Below are 14,245 nucleotides of genomic sequence, written 5' to 3'. Positions count from 1 at the left end.
TGGGTATGGCGTGTAGAGTGGGGTTGGGTATAGTAAGTCTTGCTTTACAGCAAAATGGAAACTAATAACCACACTCTTTTTTATGCGCAGGTTCTTATGTCACAACAATTACATTCAACACAACGCACAAGACCTCTGAATCGTCAGGATTACAAAACCCTGACCCTTGCCGCGCTGGGCGGCGCACTCGAATTCTACGACTTCATCATTTTTGTCTTCTTCGCCACCGTCGTTGGCGCACTTTTCTTCCCGGCGGATATTCCTGAGTGGCTTCGCCAGCTACAAACTTTCGGCATCTTTGCCGCAGGTTATCTGGCACGCCCGCTGGGCGGGATAATCATGGCGCACTTCGGCGACCTGGTTGGCCGTAAAAAGATGTTCACGCTGAGCATATTGCTGATGGCGTTACCGACGCTGGCGATCGGGATGTTGCCGACCTACGAAACGCTGGGCATCGCGGCACCCGTTTTATTGCTGCTGATGCGCGTTCTTCAGGGGGCGGCAATCGGTGGTGAAGTGCCCGGCGCCTGGGTATTCGTGGCAGAACACGTTCCCTATAAACGTATCGGTATCGCGTGTGGCACGCTAACGGCTGGCTTAACTGCCGGTATTTTGTTGGGTTCCGTTGTCGCGACCATTATTAATACCTCGATGACCCAGCAGGCAATTCACGATGGCGGCTGGCGTATACCGTTCTTCCTCGGTGGGATTTTCGGTCTGGTGGCAATGTATTTGCGCCGCTGGCTGCAAGAGACCCCCATCTTCCTTGAGATGCAGCAACGCAAAGCCCTGGCAGAAGAGTTGCCATTGAAATCCGTCATTGTGAACCACAAAAAAGCTGTCGTGGTTTCGATGCTGCTGACCTGGTTGCTGTCGGCAGGAATTGTGGTCGTTATTTTGATGGCACCAACCTGGCTGCAAAAACAGTTGGGTATCGCACCCGCATTAACGCTTCAGGCCAACAGCATCGCCATCGTGATGCTGTGTATCGGCTGTATTTTAGCGGGCCTGGTTATCGATCGCGTGGGTGCCAGCAAAACCTTTATCGTGGGTAGCCTGATGTTGGCGGTGTGTAGCTGGATGTTCTATCACCTCACCGCAAGCCATCCTGAATATTTGTTCTTCTTGTATGGCCTGGTGGGTTTAAGCGTGGGTGTGGTTGGTGCAGTGCCGTATGTGATGGTCAGAGCTTTCCCGGCAGAAGTGCGCTTTAGTGGGATTTCATTCTCATACAATATGTCGTATGCCATTTTCGGCGGCCTGACGCCCATTTTCGTCACCATGCTTTCGGCGGTGTCACCGATGGCTCCGGCCTGGTACGTGCTGGCTCTGGCAATGGTGGGATTGGGGCTGGGTATTTGGCTACGAAATGATTTAACGCATGAAGGGAAGGTGGTTGAAAGGCCGCTGCAACATTCATAAAAAAACGCGGAGGCTAGCCTCCGCGTTTTTGTTTTCTTACACGTGAGTGCAGGAATTAGTGTTTTTCACCAATTGGCAGCACGGTACGGCCAAACTGCTCATTGAGCACTTCGCCCATTGCCAGATAAATGGCGCTTGCACCACAAACCAGGCCAATCCAACCCGCAACGCGAACGATGCTTTCGTTATCTACCAGGTGGCCAATAGCCAGCAGGGCAAACAGTACGGTCAAGCTACCAAACACGAACTGCAGCATGCGTGGCGCAGAAGCCAGGGTGCCGAAGAACATGAACAGTGTGAATACGCCCCACAAACCGAGGTACGCACCGAGGAAGTGTGCGTTCGCAGCATCTGCAAGACCCATCTTAGGCATGATCAGAATGGCGACCAGAGTCAGCCAGAAAGAGCCATAAGAAACGAAAGCTGTCAGGCCGAAAGTATTACCTTTCTTAAATTCTAACAGGCCGGCAAAAATTTGTGCGATACCACCGTAGAAAATGCCCATTGCAAGGATGTTGACATCAAAAGGGAAGATGCCGGTGTTATGCAGATTGAGCAGAATGGTGGTCATGCCGAAGCCCATCAAGCCCAGGGGAGCTGGATTAGCCAACTTAGTGTTGCCCATAGTTCCTCTAAAATTCGTCAAAAAATGATTATATGTCGTCGCCACACAACTGCTAAAGGGCAGCGGGGCGCGGCATCATAATCAGGTGTAGGGCTTGAGTCCATGATCTAAACAGGTGTGAAGATGAAAATTTTTTTTGCCTTACCCCTTGATGGCGAGCCGAGTGACCCCATCTTGTATGCAACCGCAGTTGATGGACCTGCAAAAAATCATGTTTGGGCAGTTGAAAGACTCTTGTTTGCCCGCATAACAGGTTCACGACCATATGACGAACAAATTTTAAGTGGAGACGTTTAGATGGGTAAAATTATTGGCATCGACCTGGGGACTACCAACTCTTGTGTAGCGATTATGGATGGTACTACTGCTCGCGTTTTGGAAAACGCTGAAGGCGACCGCACCACTCCTTCTATTATTGCATATACCCAGGATGGTGAGATTCTGGTTGGTCAGCCGGCTAAACGTCAGGCAGTGACTAACCCGCAGAACACACTGTTCGCGATCAAACGCCTGATTGGCCGTCGCTTCCAGGATGAAGAAGTGCAGCGTGATGAAGCTATCATGCCGTACAAAATTATTGGCGCTGATAACGGTGATGCATGGATTGACGTTAAAGGCCAAAAAATGGCACCTCCGCAGATTTCTGCTGAAGTGCTGAAGAAAATGAAGAAAACCGCTGAAGATTACCTGGGCGAACCAGTAACTGAAGCTGTTATCACCGTTCCTGCATACTTCAACGATGCTCAGCGTCAGGCAACTAAAGATGCTGGCCGTATCGCAGGTCTGGAAGTAAAACGTATCATCAACGAACCAACTGCCGCGGCTCTGGCCTACGGTCTGGATAAAGAAGTTGGTAACCGTACTATCGCGGTATACGACTTGGGTGGTGGTACTTTCGATATCTCTATTATCGAAATCGACGAAGTTGATGGCGAAAAAACCTTCGAAGTTCTGGCGACCAACGGTGATACCCACCTGGGTGGTGAAGACTTCGATAGCCGTCTGATCAACTACTTAGTGGAAGAGTTCAAGAAAGATCAGGGTATCGATCTGCGTAACGATCCACTGGCTATGCAGCGTCTGAAAGAAGCTGCTGAAAAAGCGAAAATTGAGCTGTCTTCAGCTCAACAGACCGACGTGAACCTGCCGTACATCACAGCAGACGCGACTGGTCCAAAACACATGAACATCAAAGTGACTCGTGCGAAACTGGAATCCCTGGTCGAAGACCTGGTAAACCGTTCTATCGAGCCGCTGAAAGTTGCACTGCAAGATGCTGGCCTGTCTGTATCCGATATCCAGGACGTTATCCTGGTTGGTGGTCAGACTCGTATGCCAATGGTGCAGAAGAAAGTGACTGAGTTCTTTGGTAAAGAACCACGTAAAGACGTTAACCCGGACGAAGCTGTTGCAATCGGTGCAGCTGTTCAGGGTGGTGTGCTTGCTGGTGACGTGACTGACGTACTGCTGCTGGACGTTACCCCGCTGTCTCTGGGTATCGAAACCATGGGCGGTGTGATGACTTCACTTATCAACAAAAACACCACTATCCCGACTAAGCACAGCCAGGTGTTCTCCACAGCTGAAGATAACCAGTCTGCGGTGACCATCCATGTGATTCAGGGTGAGCGTAAACGTGCTGCTGATAACAAATCTTTGGGTCAGTTCAACCTGGATGGTATCAGCCCGGCACCACGTGGTATGCCGCAAGTCGAAGTCACCTTCGATATCGATGCTGACGGTATTTTGCATGTGTCTGCGAAAGACAAAAACAGCGGTAAAGAGCAGAAAATCACCATCAAGGCTTCTTCTGGTCTGAACGAAGAAGAAATCCAGAAAATGGTGCGCGATGCTGAAGCTAACGCCGAGGCTGACCGTAAGTTCGAAGAACTGGTTCAGACTCGCAACCAGGGTGACCACCTGATGCACAGCACTCGCAAGCAGGTTGAAGAAGCGGGCGATAAACTGCCAGCTGACGACAAAACTGCAATCGAATCTGCACTGAACGCGCTGGAAACTTCTCTGAAAGGCGAAGACAAAGCAGACATCGAAGCGAAAATGCAGGCACTGGCGCAAGTTTCTCAGAAACTGATGGAACTGGCTCAGGCACAGCACGCTGAGCAGCAAGCAGGTAACGCAACTGATGCTGGTAACTCAACGAGCAAAGACGACGATGTTGTTGATGCTGAGTTCGAAGAAGTTAAAGACAAAAAATAATCGCCCTTTTGTAAGTTAAAGTGTGATGTGAATAGAAGCACGGGCGTTGAGGTTTTCCTCTGCGCCCGTGCCCGCATGTTAGGGGCAGACAAAAAAGATGGCGAAGAGAGACTATTACGAGGTTTTAGGCGTTCCGAAAAACGCGGAAGAGCGTGAAATCAAGAAAGCCTATAAACGCCTGGCAATGAAGTTCCACCCGGATCGTAATCAGGGTGATAAAGAGTCAGAGGCGAAGTTTAAAGAAATTAAAGAAGCCTACGAAATCCTGACCGACGAGCAAAAACGTGCAGCCTATGATCAGTATGGTCACGCCGCGTTTGAGCAAGGCGGTATGGGTGGCGGCGGTCATGGCGGATTTGGCGGCGGTGGCGCTGACTTCGGCGATATCTTTGGCGACGTATTCGGCGACATCTTCGGTGGTGGCCGCCGTCAGCGAGCTTCCCGTGGTGCCGATTTACGCTACAACATGGACTTAACGCTGGAAGAAGCGGTTCGTGGCGTCACCAAAGAGATCCGCATCCCAACGCTTGAAGAGTGTGGCGTTTGTCACGGTAGCGGCGCGAAAGCGGGCTCCAAGCCACAAACTTGCCCGACTTGTCATGGACAAGGCCAGGTGCAAATGCGTCAGGGCTTCTTCACCGTGCAGCAAAGCTGTCCACACTGTCAGGGTCGCGGTTCAATTATTAAAGATCCGTGCAACACCTGTCATGGGCATGGTCGTGTAGAAAAAACCAAAACGCTGTCGGTGAAAATCCCGCCTGGCGTTGATACCGGCGACCGTATTCGTCTTGCTGGTGAAGGTGAAGCCGGGGAACACGGCGCACCATCAGGTGATTTGTACGTTCAGGTTCAGGTCAAACAGCACCCAATCTTCGAGCGCGAAGGTAATAACCTGTATTGCGAAGTGCCAATTAACTTTGCAATGGCAGCACTGGGTGGTGAGATTGAAGTCCCGACGCTGGATGGGCGTGTGAACCTGAAAGTGCCTGGCGAAACGCAAACTGGCAAATTGTTCAGAATGCGTGGCAAAGGGGTGAAATCCGTACGTGGCGGGGCTCAGGGTGACCTGTTATGCCGCGTTGTCGTGGAAACACCTGTCAGCCTGAATGAAAAGCAGAAGCAGTTACTGCGCGATTTGGCTGAAAGTTTTGGTGGGCCAAGTGGTGAAAAGAACAGTCCGCGTTCAAAGAACTTCTTTGACGGCGTGAAGAAATTCTTTGATGACCTGACCCGCTAAAGCTAACTTCCTTATAGGTAGTAAAAAGCCTGAATCGAATTTTTTTGATTCAGGCTTTTTTTATGCGTCAGGTATTCATTAGCTTTTTATGTGATTTGATTCGTTTTTTCCGAGTGTTTAATGCAATATAATCTACTTTTCTCGATGTATTAGACAGGCTATGATTAATACATATTAATGCCCTAAATGATTTAAGGCAGTCGGACAACCGGGATGACAGAATGACAAAAAAACTAAAATACTTTTTCAATAATGACGCCTCCAGCGGCATCTTTTTGATCCTTGCCGCTGTGCTGGCAATGGTTCTTGCTAACCTTGGTTCCACCAGTGAGTTTTACCAGTCGTTTTTAGATACACCGGTAGAAGTACGTATCGGTTCTCTGGATATCAGTAAAAACCTGTTGCTGTGGGTTAACGATGCGTTGATGGCAATCTTCTTCCTGATGATTGGCCTCGAAGTCAAACGCGAAATGGTGAGTGGATCGCTTGCCAGCATGCGTCAGGCATCGTTCCCGGTTATTGCTGCACTGGGCGGTATGGTCGTGCCTGCTGCCATTTATTTACTGTTTAACTTCCAGGACCCGATTACCCGTGAGGGGTGGGCGATTCCGGCAGCGACAGATATTGCCTTTGCACTCGGCATCCTGGCGTTACTGGGCAACCGTGTACCGGTCGCACTGAAAGTGTTCCTGATGGCTCTGGCCATTATTGATGACCTGGGTGCGATTGTGATCATCGCATTGTTCTACACCAGCGATCTGTCCATTCTTTCGCTGGCGGTTGCCGCCGGAGCCATTGCTGTCCTGGCGTTGCTGAACATCTGTAATGTGCGCCGTACGGGTTTGTATATTCTGGTTGGTGTGGTGCTCTGGACCGCAGTGTTGAAATCAGGCGTTCACGCCACGCTTGCCGGGGTAATTATTGGTTTCCTTATCCCACTTAAAGAAGAAAATGGTCGCTCTCCGGCGAAAGAACTGGAGCATGTGCTGCATCCTTGGGTCGCATTCTTGATTCTGCCATTGTTTGCTTTTGCAAATGCGGGCGTTTCGTTAAGCGGTGTGACCTTTGCCGGTTTAACGTCGTTGTTACCGATGGGCATCATGGCGGGTCTGTTTATCGGCAAGCCACTGGGTATTAGCCTGTTCTGTTGGGCGGCACTGAAATTTAAACTGGCGACGTTACCAGAAGGGACTACCTGCAAGGAAATCATGGCGGTTGGCGTGCTGTGCGGGATTGGTTTCACGATGTCTATTTTCATCGCGTCCCTGGCATTTGACGGTGCTGACCCAGCTCTGATTACCTGGGCTAAACTGGGCATTCTATTGGGGTCATTGCTTTCAGCGGTCGTCGGCTACTGTATGTTGAGAAGCCGCTTCAGCGCGCAGTTACAACATCATTAATTTTCCACTAACGGCTCCTAATCAGGAGCCGTTAACACATGGACTGTTTATCAGGGAGTGAAAAACGTATGTCACACATTAACTATAACCATCTCTATTACTTCTGGCATGTCTGCAAAGAAGGCTCAGTAGTGGGTGCTGCAGAAGCGCTGTATTTAACGCCGCAAACCATTACCGGGCAGATAAAAGCGTTGGAAGAACGCCTGCAAGGTAAACTCTTCCGCCGCCAGGGGCGCGGTCTGGTGCCTTCTGAATTAGGCCAGCTTATTTTCCGCTATGCGGATCGTATGTTTACGCTAAGCCAGGAAATGCTGGATATCGTGAACTACCGCAAAGAGTCCAGCTTGCTGTTTGATGTGGGGATTGCGGATGCATTGTCTAAACGACTAGTGAGCGGTGTGCTCGATGCGGCAGTCGTTGAAGATGAGCAAATCCATCTTCGCTGTTTTGAATCGACTCACGAAATGCTGCTGGAGCAACTCAGCCAGCACAAGCTGGATATGATTATCTCCGACTGCCCAATTGACTCAACCCAGCAAGAAGGGTTGTTCTCGGTGAAAATCGGTGAGTGCGGCATCAGCTTCTGGAGCCAGAACCCGGTGCCTGATTTGCCTTTCCCTGCCTGCCTTGAAACCCGACGTTTATTGATTCCGGGTCGCCGTTCGATGTTAGGGCGCAAGATCCTCAACTGGATTAACACTCAAGGGCTGAAGGTTGAAATTCTCGGCGAGTTTGATGATGCGGCGCTGATGAAAGCCTTTGGTGCGGCACACAATGCGATTTTTGTCGCGCCGACCCTGTACGGGCAGGACATCTATAACGACGAGAACATTGTTGAGATTGGGCGAATCGAGAATGTGATGGAAGAGTATCACGCCATATTTGCTGAACGAATGATTCAACACCCGGCGGTGCAGCGTGTGTGCAATCGGGATTACTCGGCTTTGTTTAAAGAGATTTAAATCAGGACTCAAATTTCAGATATAAAAAAACCGGCATAAGCCGGTTTTTTTCAAGCTAACAACAAGTTGGCGATTAAGCCAGTTTGTTGATGTGCGCTACAAGGTTAGCCTTATGACGCGCAGCTTTGTTTTTGTGGATCAGACCTTTGCTAGCCTGACGATCCACGATTGGTTGCATTTCGTTAAATGCTTTCTGTGCAGCAGCTTTGTCGCCAGTTTCAATCGCTGCGTATACTTTCTTGATGAAAGTACGCATCATAGAGCGACGGCTTGCGTTGTGCTTACGAGCCTTTTCAGACTGTACAGCACGTTTCTTAGCTGATTTGATATTAGCCAAGGTCCAACTCCCAAATATGATCTATGTAGACAATTCAAAGGCCGAGGAATATGCCCTCTTAGCCTTCTTTTGTCAATGGATTTGTGCAAATAAGCGCCGTTAAATTTCCGGAGCCTCTTACGTTGTGATGGCGCGGATTCTACCAGCATAACGGTCATGAATACAGCTTTAAGCAACAAAAATCGTCCAGTGATGCGCATCCATGTAGAAACCATGCGCCAGTTCGATGAAAACCTTAATGCTTTATGCCAAAGGGGACAATCGCCGGTTAACCTTCACCGTGGTAATTGATATAATCCGCCGATTTCCACTGTTTTGAGCCAGCCATGAAGCTGATACGCGGCATACATAATCTTCGCCAGAAGCACCACGGGTGTGTACTCACCATTGGTAATTTCGATGGCGTTCATCGAGGCCACAAGTCCCTGTTAAAAGGACTGTGTGCGGAAGGGCGTGCGCGCAATCTGCCGGTGATGGTCATGATTTTTGAACCGCAGCCACTTGAGTTGTTTGCCGGTGACAAAGCCCCAGCGCGCCTGACTCGTCTGCGCGAAAAGCTGCGTTATCTGGCCGAGTGTGGTGTGGACTACGTGCTATGCGTGCGGTTTGATCGCCGCTTTGCGGCACTCACGGCACAAAGTTTTGTCAGCGAACTGTTGGTAGACCGCCTCGGGGTAAAATTCCTCGCAGTCGGCGATGATTTCCGCTTTGGTGCTGGTCGCCAGGGGGATTTCTTGTTATTACAGAAGGCTGGTCTGGAATTTGGCTTTGACGTCACCAGTACGCAAACCTTCTGTGAAGGTGGCGTGCGAATCAGCAGCACGGCGGTTCGTCAGGCACTGGCTGATGACGACTTAACGCTTGCCGAAAGTCTATTGGGTCATCCGTTTATTATCTCCGGGCGTGTCGTCCATGGTGATGAACTGGGAAGAACCATTGGTTTCCCCACGGCGAATTTACCGCTGCGTCGTCAGGTTTCCCCGGTGAAAGGGGTGTTTGCGGTAGAAGTCGCAGGCCTTGGCGATAAACTGCTGCCGGGTGTTGCCAATATTGGCACTCGTCCAACGGTGGCGGGCCTGCGCCAACAGCTAGAAGTCCATTTGCTGGACGTTGCAATGGACTTATATGGGCACCATATTGATGTGGTGCTACGTAAAAAAATACGAAATGAACAACGGTTTGCTTCGCTTGATGAACTGAAAGCGCAAATCGCCAAAGATGTGGTAACCGCCCGCGAATTTTTTGGGCCCAATACCTGAGCAAGCTAACTACGGAACCGAGAATCTAATGAGTGACTTTAAATCTACCCTGAATTTACCGGAAACAGGGTTCCCGATGCGTGGCGATCTCGCCAAACGCGAACCGGGCATGCTGGCTCGCTGGAATGATGATGACCTGTACGGCATCATCCGTAATGCAAAGAAAGGCAAAAAATCCTTCATTCTGCATGATGGCCCTCCATACGCGAACGGCAGCATTCACATTGGTCACTCAGTTAACAAGATTCTGAAAGACATTATCGTGAAGTCCAAAGGTCTTTCCGGTTTTGACTCTCCGTATGTTCCAGGTTGGGACTGTCACGGTCTGCCAATCGAACTGAAAGTAGAACAGCTGATCGGCAAGCCAGGTGAGAAAGTTTCTGCGGCTGAATTCCGCGCAGCATGCCGTAAATACGCGGCAGAGCAGGTAGACGGGCAGCGTGCCGACTTCATCCGTCTGGGTGTGTTGGGCGACTGGTCACGTCCATACCTGACTATGGATTTCAAAACCGAAGCGAACATCATCCGTGCGCTGGGTAAAATCGTCGGTAACGGCCATCTGCATAAAGGGGCTAAACCTGTGCACTGGTGCGTTGACTGCCGTTCAGCCCTGGCTGAAGCGGAAGTTGAGTATTACGACAAAACCTCTCCATCTATCTTCGTTAGCTTCCAGGCTGTTGATGCTGATGCGGTAAAAGCGAAATTTGGCGCCACTCAGGTTGATGGCCCGGTTTCTATGGTTATCTGGACCACCACACCGTGGACTCTGCCAGCTAACCGTGCGGTTTCTCTGAATGCAGAATTCGAATATGCACTGGTGCAGGTTGATGGCCAGGCGTTAATCGTTGCTAAAGATTTGCTCGAAAGCGTAATGAAGAGCGCGGCTATCACCGAGTGGACTGTTCTGGGCACCGCTAAAGGCGCCGATCTGGAACTGACTCGCTACAAGCACCCGTTCTTAGATTTCGATGTGCCGGCGATTCTTGGCGAGCACGTTACGCTGGAAGCAGGTACTGGTGCAGTGCATACCGCTGGCGGCCACGGCCCTGACGACTATGTGATCAGCCAGAAATACAATCTGGAAATCGCTAACCCAGTTGGCCCGGACGGTTGCTACCTGCCAGGCACTTATGAAGGTCTGGATGGCGTACAGGTGTTCAAAGCGAACGACCTGATTGTTAACATCCTGCGTGATAAAGGCGTTCTGCTGCACGTTGAGAAACTGCTGCACAGCTATCCGCACTGCTGGCGTCACAAAACACCGATCATCTTCCGTGCAACACCTCAATGGTTCATCAGCATGGATCAAAAAGGCCTGCGCGCGCAGTCACTCAAAGAGATCAAAGGCGTGCAGTGGATCCCGGACTGGGGCCAGGCGCGTATCGAATCTATGGTTGCTAACCGCCCGGACTGGTGTATTTCCCGCCAGCGTACCTGGGGCGTGCCAATGTCGATGTTCGTACACAAAGACACTGAAGAGCTGCACCCGCGTACTCTGGAATTGATGGAAGAAGTTGCTAAGCGTGTTGAGCAAGACGGCATCCAGGCGTGGTGGGATCTCGACCCGCGCGACATTCTGGGTGACGACGCTGACAACTACACCAAAGTGCCAGACACCCTGGACGTGTGGTTCGACTCCGGTTCAACGCATTCATCTGTTGTTGATGTGCGCCCTGAATTCAATGGCCATGCAGCAGACATGTATCTGGAAGGTTCGGATCAGCACCGCGGCTGGTTCATGTCATCACTGATGATTTCGACGGCGATGAAAGGCAAAGCGCCTTACCGCCAGGTACTGACTCACGGCTTCACCGTTGATGGTCAGGGCCGTAAAATGTCCAAATCCATCGGTAACACCGTTTCTCCGCAGGACGTGATGAACAAACTGGGCGCGGATATTCTGCGTCTGTGGGTGGCATCAACGGATTACACCGGTGAAATTGCGGTGTCCGATGAGATCCTGAAACGCGCTGCTGACTCTTATCGTCGTATCCGTAACACCGCGCGCTTCCTGTTGGCGAACCTTAACGGCTTCAATCCAGAAACTGATATGGTGAAACCGGAAGAGATGGTTGTTCTGGATCGCTGGGCTGTCAGCTGTGCGCAGGATGCACAAACCGATATCCTCGCGGCTTACGAAAACTACGATTTCCACGAAGTGGTGCAACGCCTGATGCGTTTCTGCTCCATCGAAATGGGCTCGTTCTATCTCGACATCATCAAAGACCGCCAGTACACCGCGAAGCCTGACAGCGTAGCGCGTCGTAGCTGCCAGACTGCACTGTTCCACATTGCAGAAGCGCTGGTCCGCTGGATGGCACCAATCATGTCCTTCACCTCTGACGAAATCTGGGCGTTCCTGCCGGGCAATCGTGAGAAATACGTCTTCACTGGCGAGTGGTACGAAGGTCTGTTCGGCTTGGCTGACAGCGAAACGATGAACAATGAATACTGGGACACGCTGTTAACCGTGCGTGGCGAAGTGAACAAAGTTATCGAACAAGCGCGTGCTGATAAGCGTGTGGGCGGCTCTCTGGAAGCAGCAGTGACCCTGTATGCCGACAGCGAACTGGCGGCGAAGCTCAACAGCCTGGGCGAGGAATTGCGATTTGTCCTGTTGACCTCAGGTGCTGAAGTTGCCGATTATTCACAGGCAACTGAAGACGCACAGCAAAGCGAAATCCTGAAAGGATTGAAAGTTGCCCTGCGTAAAGCCGACGGTGAAAAATGCCCGCGTTGCTGGCATTACACCACCGACATCGGTCTGGTTGCGGAACACGCAGAAATCTGCGGCCGCTGTGTCACCAACGTAGCCGGTGACGGCGAAAAGCGTAAATTTGCCTGATGAGTAAATCGATCTGTTCGACCGGACTGAGCTGGCTGTGGCTGGTGGTCGTGGTACTGATTATCGATCTGGGCAGCAAATACCTGATCCTCCAGCATTTCATGCTGGGGGACACCGTATCGCTGTTCCCGTCGCTGAATCTGCACTATGCCCGCAATTACGGTGCCGCGTTTAGTTTCCTTGCGGATAAAGGCGGCTGGCAGCGCTGGTTCTTCGCGGGTATCGCCATCGGTATCTGTGTGATTCTGGCGGTGTTGATGTATCGCGCCAAAGCAAGCCAGAAGCTGCATAATATCGCCTATGCTTTAATCATTGGCGGTGCACTCGGCAACTTGTTTGACCGGTTATGGCACGGTTTTGTGGTCGACATGATTGATTTCTATGTCGGCGACTGGCACTTCGCCACGTTTAACTTAGCTGATACGGCAATCTGTATCGGCGCGGCGCTGATTGTCCTGGAGGGGTTCTTTGTCTCCTCCGACAAGCCCGCAAAGCAAAAAGGGTAATCCATGGCTGAGTCTATCCAGGCCAATAGCAGAGTCTTAGTGCATTTCACGCTGAAACTCGAAGATGGTTCCACAGCCGAGTCGACCCGTAATAACGGCAAACCGGCACTCTTCACGCTGGGTGACGAAACACTGTCACCGGGCATGGAAGACCAGCTTGTCGGCCTGAAAGCAGGGGACAAAAAAGCCTTCTCACTGGCACCTGAATCGGCGTTTGGTATTCCGAGCCCGGACATGATTCAGTATTTCTCGCGCCGTGAATTTATTGATGCGGGTGAGCCGGTGCCAGGGGCGATTATGCTGTTTACTGCAATGGATGGCAGCGAGATGCCAGGGGTTGTGCGTGAGGTTAATGGTGATTCCATCACCGTTGACTTTAACCATCCACTCGCCGGGCAAACCATTCATTTTGATATCGAAGTACTGGAAATTGACCCGGTACTGGAGGCGTTGAATGCAGATCCTGTTGGCTAACCCTCGCGGCTTTTGTGCCGGGGTAGACCGCGCTATCAGCATTGTTGAAAACGCGCTGGCCATTTACGGCGCGCCAATTTATGTCCGTCACGAAGTGGTCCATAACCGCTACGTGGTAGACAGCCTGCGCGAACGTGGTGCGATTTTCATCGAGCAAATCAGTGAAGTGCCTGATGGCGCAATCCTGATTTTCTCCGCACATGGTGTTTCCCAGGCGGTGCGTAACGAAGCCAAAGGCCGTGATTTAACGGTATTTGATGCGACCTGCCCGCTGGTGACTAAAGTGCATATGGAAGTGGCTCGCGCCAGTCGCCGTGGTGAAGAATCCATTCTGATTGGCCATGCTGGTCACCCGGAAGTGGAAGGCACCATGGGCCAGTACAGCAACCCTAAAGGTGGCATGTATCTGGTTGAATCACCGGAAGATGTCAGCAAGCTGGATGTGAAAAACGAAGCCAAACTTTCGTTTATGACGCAAACCACGCTTTCCGTTGATGACACTTCTGACGTGATTGACGCGCTGCGTAAACGTTTCCCGAAAATCATCGGCCCACGCAAAGACGACATTTGCTACGCGACAACCAACCGCCAGGAAGCTGTACGTGCGTTGGCGGATGAAGCTGACGTGGTGTTGGTCGTTGGTTCGAAGAACTCATCCAACTCCAACCGCCTGGCAGAGCTTGCCCAACGCATGGGCAAAGCCGCTTATCTGATTGATGATGCAACGGATATCCAGGAATCCTGGGTTAAAGATGCCGCATGTGTTGGTGTTACGGCAGGTGCTTCTGCGCCAGATATCCTGGTGCAAAACGTTCTGGCGCGCCTGCGTGAATTAGGCGGCAGTGAAACCCGTGAGTTGGTCGGGCGCGAAGAAAACATCATCTTCGAAGTGCCGCGTGAACTGCGTGTGGATGTGAAAGAAGTCGAGTAGTCGACATATAACACCCATTCCAAAAGGGGA

13 protein-coding genes are annotated in these 14,245 nt (G+C 51.2%); 11 read left to right on the top strand and 2 right to left on the bottom strand.

What is annotated here, in order from left to right:
- The first annotated feature begins 96 nt into the window (after positions 1-96).
- On the top strand, positions 97-1,422 hold the full coding sequence (locus tag M975_RS15770; protein WP_064561076.1) for an MFS transporter: 1,326 nt from the start codon (positions 97-99) through the stop codon (positions 1,420-1,422).
- 55 nt (positions 1,423-1,477) lie between these two features.
- Here M975_RS15770 and satP read toward each other — a convergent pair whose 3' ends face one another.
- Positions 1,478-2,047, bottom strand: coding sequence for an acetate uptake transporter (gene satP, locus M975_RS15765; RefSeq protein ID WP_064560874.1), 570 nt, complete (start codon positions 2,045-2,047; stop codon positions 1,478-1,480).
- A 123-nt stretch (positions 2,048-2,170) separates the two neighbouring features.
- Between satP and M975_RS23135 the strand changes: the two genes are divergently transcribed.
- The 5 genes from M975_RS23135 (at position 2,171) to nhaR (ending at position 7,863) form a co-directional block, all read left to right on the top strand.
- A complete protein-coding gene (locus M975_RS23135; RefSeq protein ID WP_167350543.1) occupies positions 2,171-2,344 on the top strand; it encodes a hypothetical protein in 174 nt (57 codons plus the stop codon).
- Positions 2,345-4,264, top strand: a complete 1,920-nt coding sequence (dnaK, locus tag M975_RS15760) for a molecular chaperone DnaK (RefSeq protein ID WP_064560873.1) — start codon at positions 2,345-2,347, stop codon at positions 4,262-4,264.
- A gap of 97 nt (positions 4,265-4,361) precedes the next feature.
- Complete coding sequence (dnaJ, locus tag M975_RS15755; RefSeq protein WP_064560872.1) at positions 4,362-5,501, top strand: molecular chaperone DnaJ; 1,140 nt, start codon at positions 4,362-4,364, stop codon at positions 5,499-5,501.
- A 221-nt stretch (positions 5,502-5,722) separates the two neighbouring features.
- A complete protein-coding gene (nhaA, locus tag M975_RS15750) occupies positions 5,723-6,901 on the top strand; it encodes a Na+/H+ antiporter NhaA (protein WP_064560871.1) in 1,179 nt (392 codons plus the stop codon).
- Between the two features lie 68 nt (positions 6,902-6,969).
- Complete coding sequence (nhaR, locus tag M975_RS15745) at positions 6,970-7,863, top strand: transcriptional activator NhaR (protein WP_064561074.1); 894 nt, start codon at positions 6,970-6,972, stop codon at positions 7,861-7,863.
- Positions 7,864-7,936: 73 nt separating this feature from the next.
- On the opposite strand, the gene rpsT is transcribed toward nhaR, so the two are convergent.
- Entirely contained in the window at positions 7,937-8,200 is a 264-nt protein-coding gene (rpsT, locus tag M975_RS15740; protein WP_064513803.1) for a 30S ribosomal protein S20, read from the bottom strand.
- A gap of 326 nt (positions 8,201-8,526) precedes the next feature.
- On the opposite strand from rpsT, the gene ribF reads away from it, so the two are divergent.
- From ribF to ispH, 5 genes are read left to right on the top strand one after another with little or no spacing between them, the layout of a single operon-like run.
- On the top strand, positions 8,527-9,459 hold the full coding sequence (gene ribF, locus M975_RS15735) for a bifunctional riboflavin kinase/FAD synthetase (protein WP_064560870.1): 933 nt from the start codon (positions 8,527-8,529) through the stop codon (positions 9,457-9,459).
- Positions 9,460-9,487: 28 nt separating this feature from the next.
- Complete coding sequence (gene ileS / locus M975_RS15730; RefSeq protein WP_064560869.1) at positions 9,488-12,304, top strand: isoleucine--tRNA ligase; 2,817 nt, start codon at positions 9,488-9,490, stop codon at positions 12,302-12,304.
- Complete coding sequence (lspA, locus tag M975_RS15725; RefSeq protein ID WP_064513797.1) at positions 12,304-12,810, top strand: signal peptidase II; 507 nt, start codon at positions 12,304-12,306, stop codon at positions 12,808-12,810. Before ileS ends, lspA begins: the two co-directional genes overlap by 1 nt.
- A gap of 3 nt (positions 12,811-12,813) precedes the next feature.
- Entirely contained in the window at positions 12,814-13,284 is a 471-nt protein-coding gene (gene fkpB / locus M975_RS15720; protein WP_034459386.1) for an FKBP-type peptidyl-prolyl cis-trans isomerase, read from the top strand.
- The gene (gene ispH / locus M975_RS15715; protein WP_064560868.1) at positions 13,265-14,215 is read left to right on the top strand and encodes a 4-hydroxy-3-methylbut-2-enyl diphosphate reductase; all 951 of its coding nucleotides are present in this window, start codon (positions 13,265-13,267) and stop codon (positions 14,213-14,215) included. Before fkpB ends, ispH begins: the two co-directional genes overlap by 20 nt.
- The last annotated feature ends 30 nt before the right edge of the window (positions 14,216-14,245 follow it).

Origin of the sequence: Buttiauxella brennerae ATCC 51605, from assembly GCF_001654925.1 — a bacterium.
GTDB lineage: Bacteria > Pseudomonadota > Gammaproteobacteria > Enterobacterales > Enterobacteriaceae > Buttiauxella > Buttiauxella brennerae.
Note: the sequence above shows the minus strand (reverse complement) of the source record. Positions and strands in the feature narration are given on the sequence as shown.

Coding starts and splice junctions, on each gene's coding strand:
- M975_RS15770 (WP_064561076.1), top strand. CDS start 97: ATGTCACAACAATTACATTCAACACAACGCACAAGACCTCTGAATCGT.
- satP (WP_064560874.1), bottom strand. CDS start 2,047: ATGGGCAACACTAAGTTGGCTAATCCAGCTCCCCTGGGCTTGATGGGC.
- M975_RS23135 (WP_167350543.1), top strand. CDS start 2,171: ATGAAAATTTTTTTTGCCTTACCCCTTGATGGCGAGCCGAGTGACCCC.
- dnaK (WP_064560873.1), top strand. CDS start 2,345: ATGGGTAAAATTATTGGCATCGACCTGGGGACTACCAACTCTTGTGTA.
- dnaJ (WP_064560872.1), top strand. CDS start 4,362: ATGGCGAAGAGAGACTATTACGAGGTTTTAGGCGTTCCGAAAAACGCG.
- nhaA (WP_064560871.1), top strand. CDS start 5,723: ATGACAAAAAAACTAAAATACTTTTTCAATAATGACGCCTCCAGCGGC.
- nhaR (WP_064561074.1), top strand. CDS start 6,970: ATGTCACACATTAACTATAACCATCTCTATTACTTCTGGCATGTCTGC.
- ribF (WP_064560870.1), top strand. CDS start 8,527: ATGAAGCTGATACGCGGCATACATAATCTTCGCCAGAAGCACCACGGG.
- ileS (WP_064560869.1), top strand. CDS start 9,488: ATGAGTGACTTTAAATCTACCCTGAATTTACCGGAAACAGGGTTCCCG.
- lspA (WP_064513797.1), top strand. CDS start 12,304: ATGAGTAAATCGATCTGTTCGACCGGACTGAGCTGGCTGTGGCTGGTG.
- fkpB (WP_034459386.1), top strand. CDS start 12,814: ATGGCTGAGTCTATCCAGGCCAATAGCAGAGTCTTAGTGCATTTCACG.
- ispH (WP_064560868.1), top strand. CDS start 13,265: ATGCAGATCCTGTTGGCTAACCCTCGCGGCTTTTGTGCCGGGGTAGAC.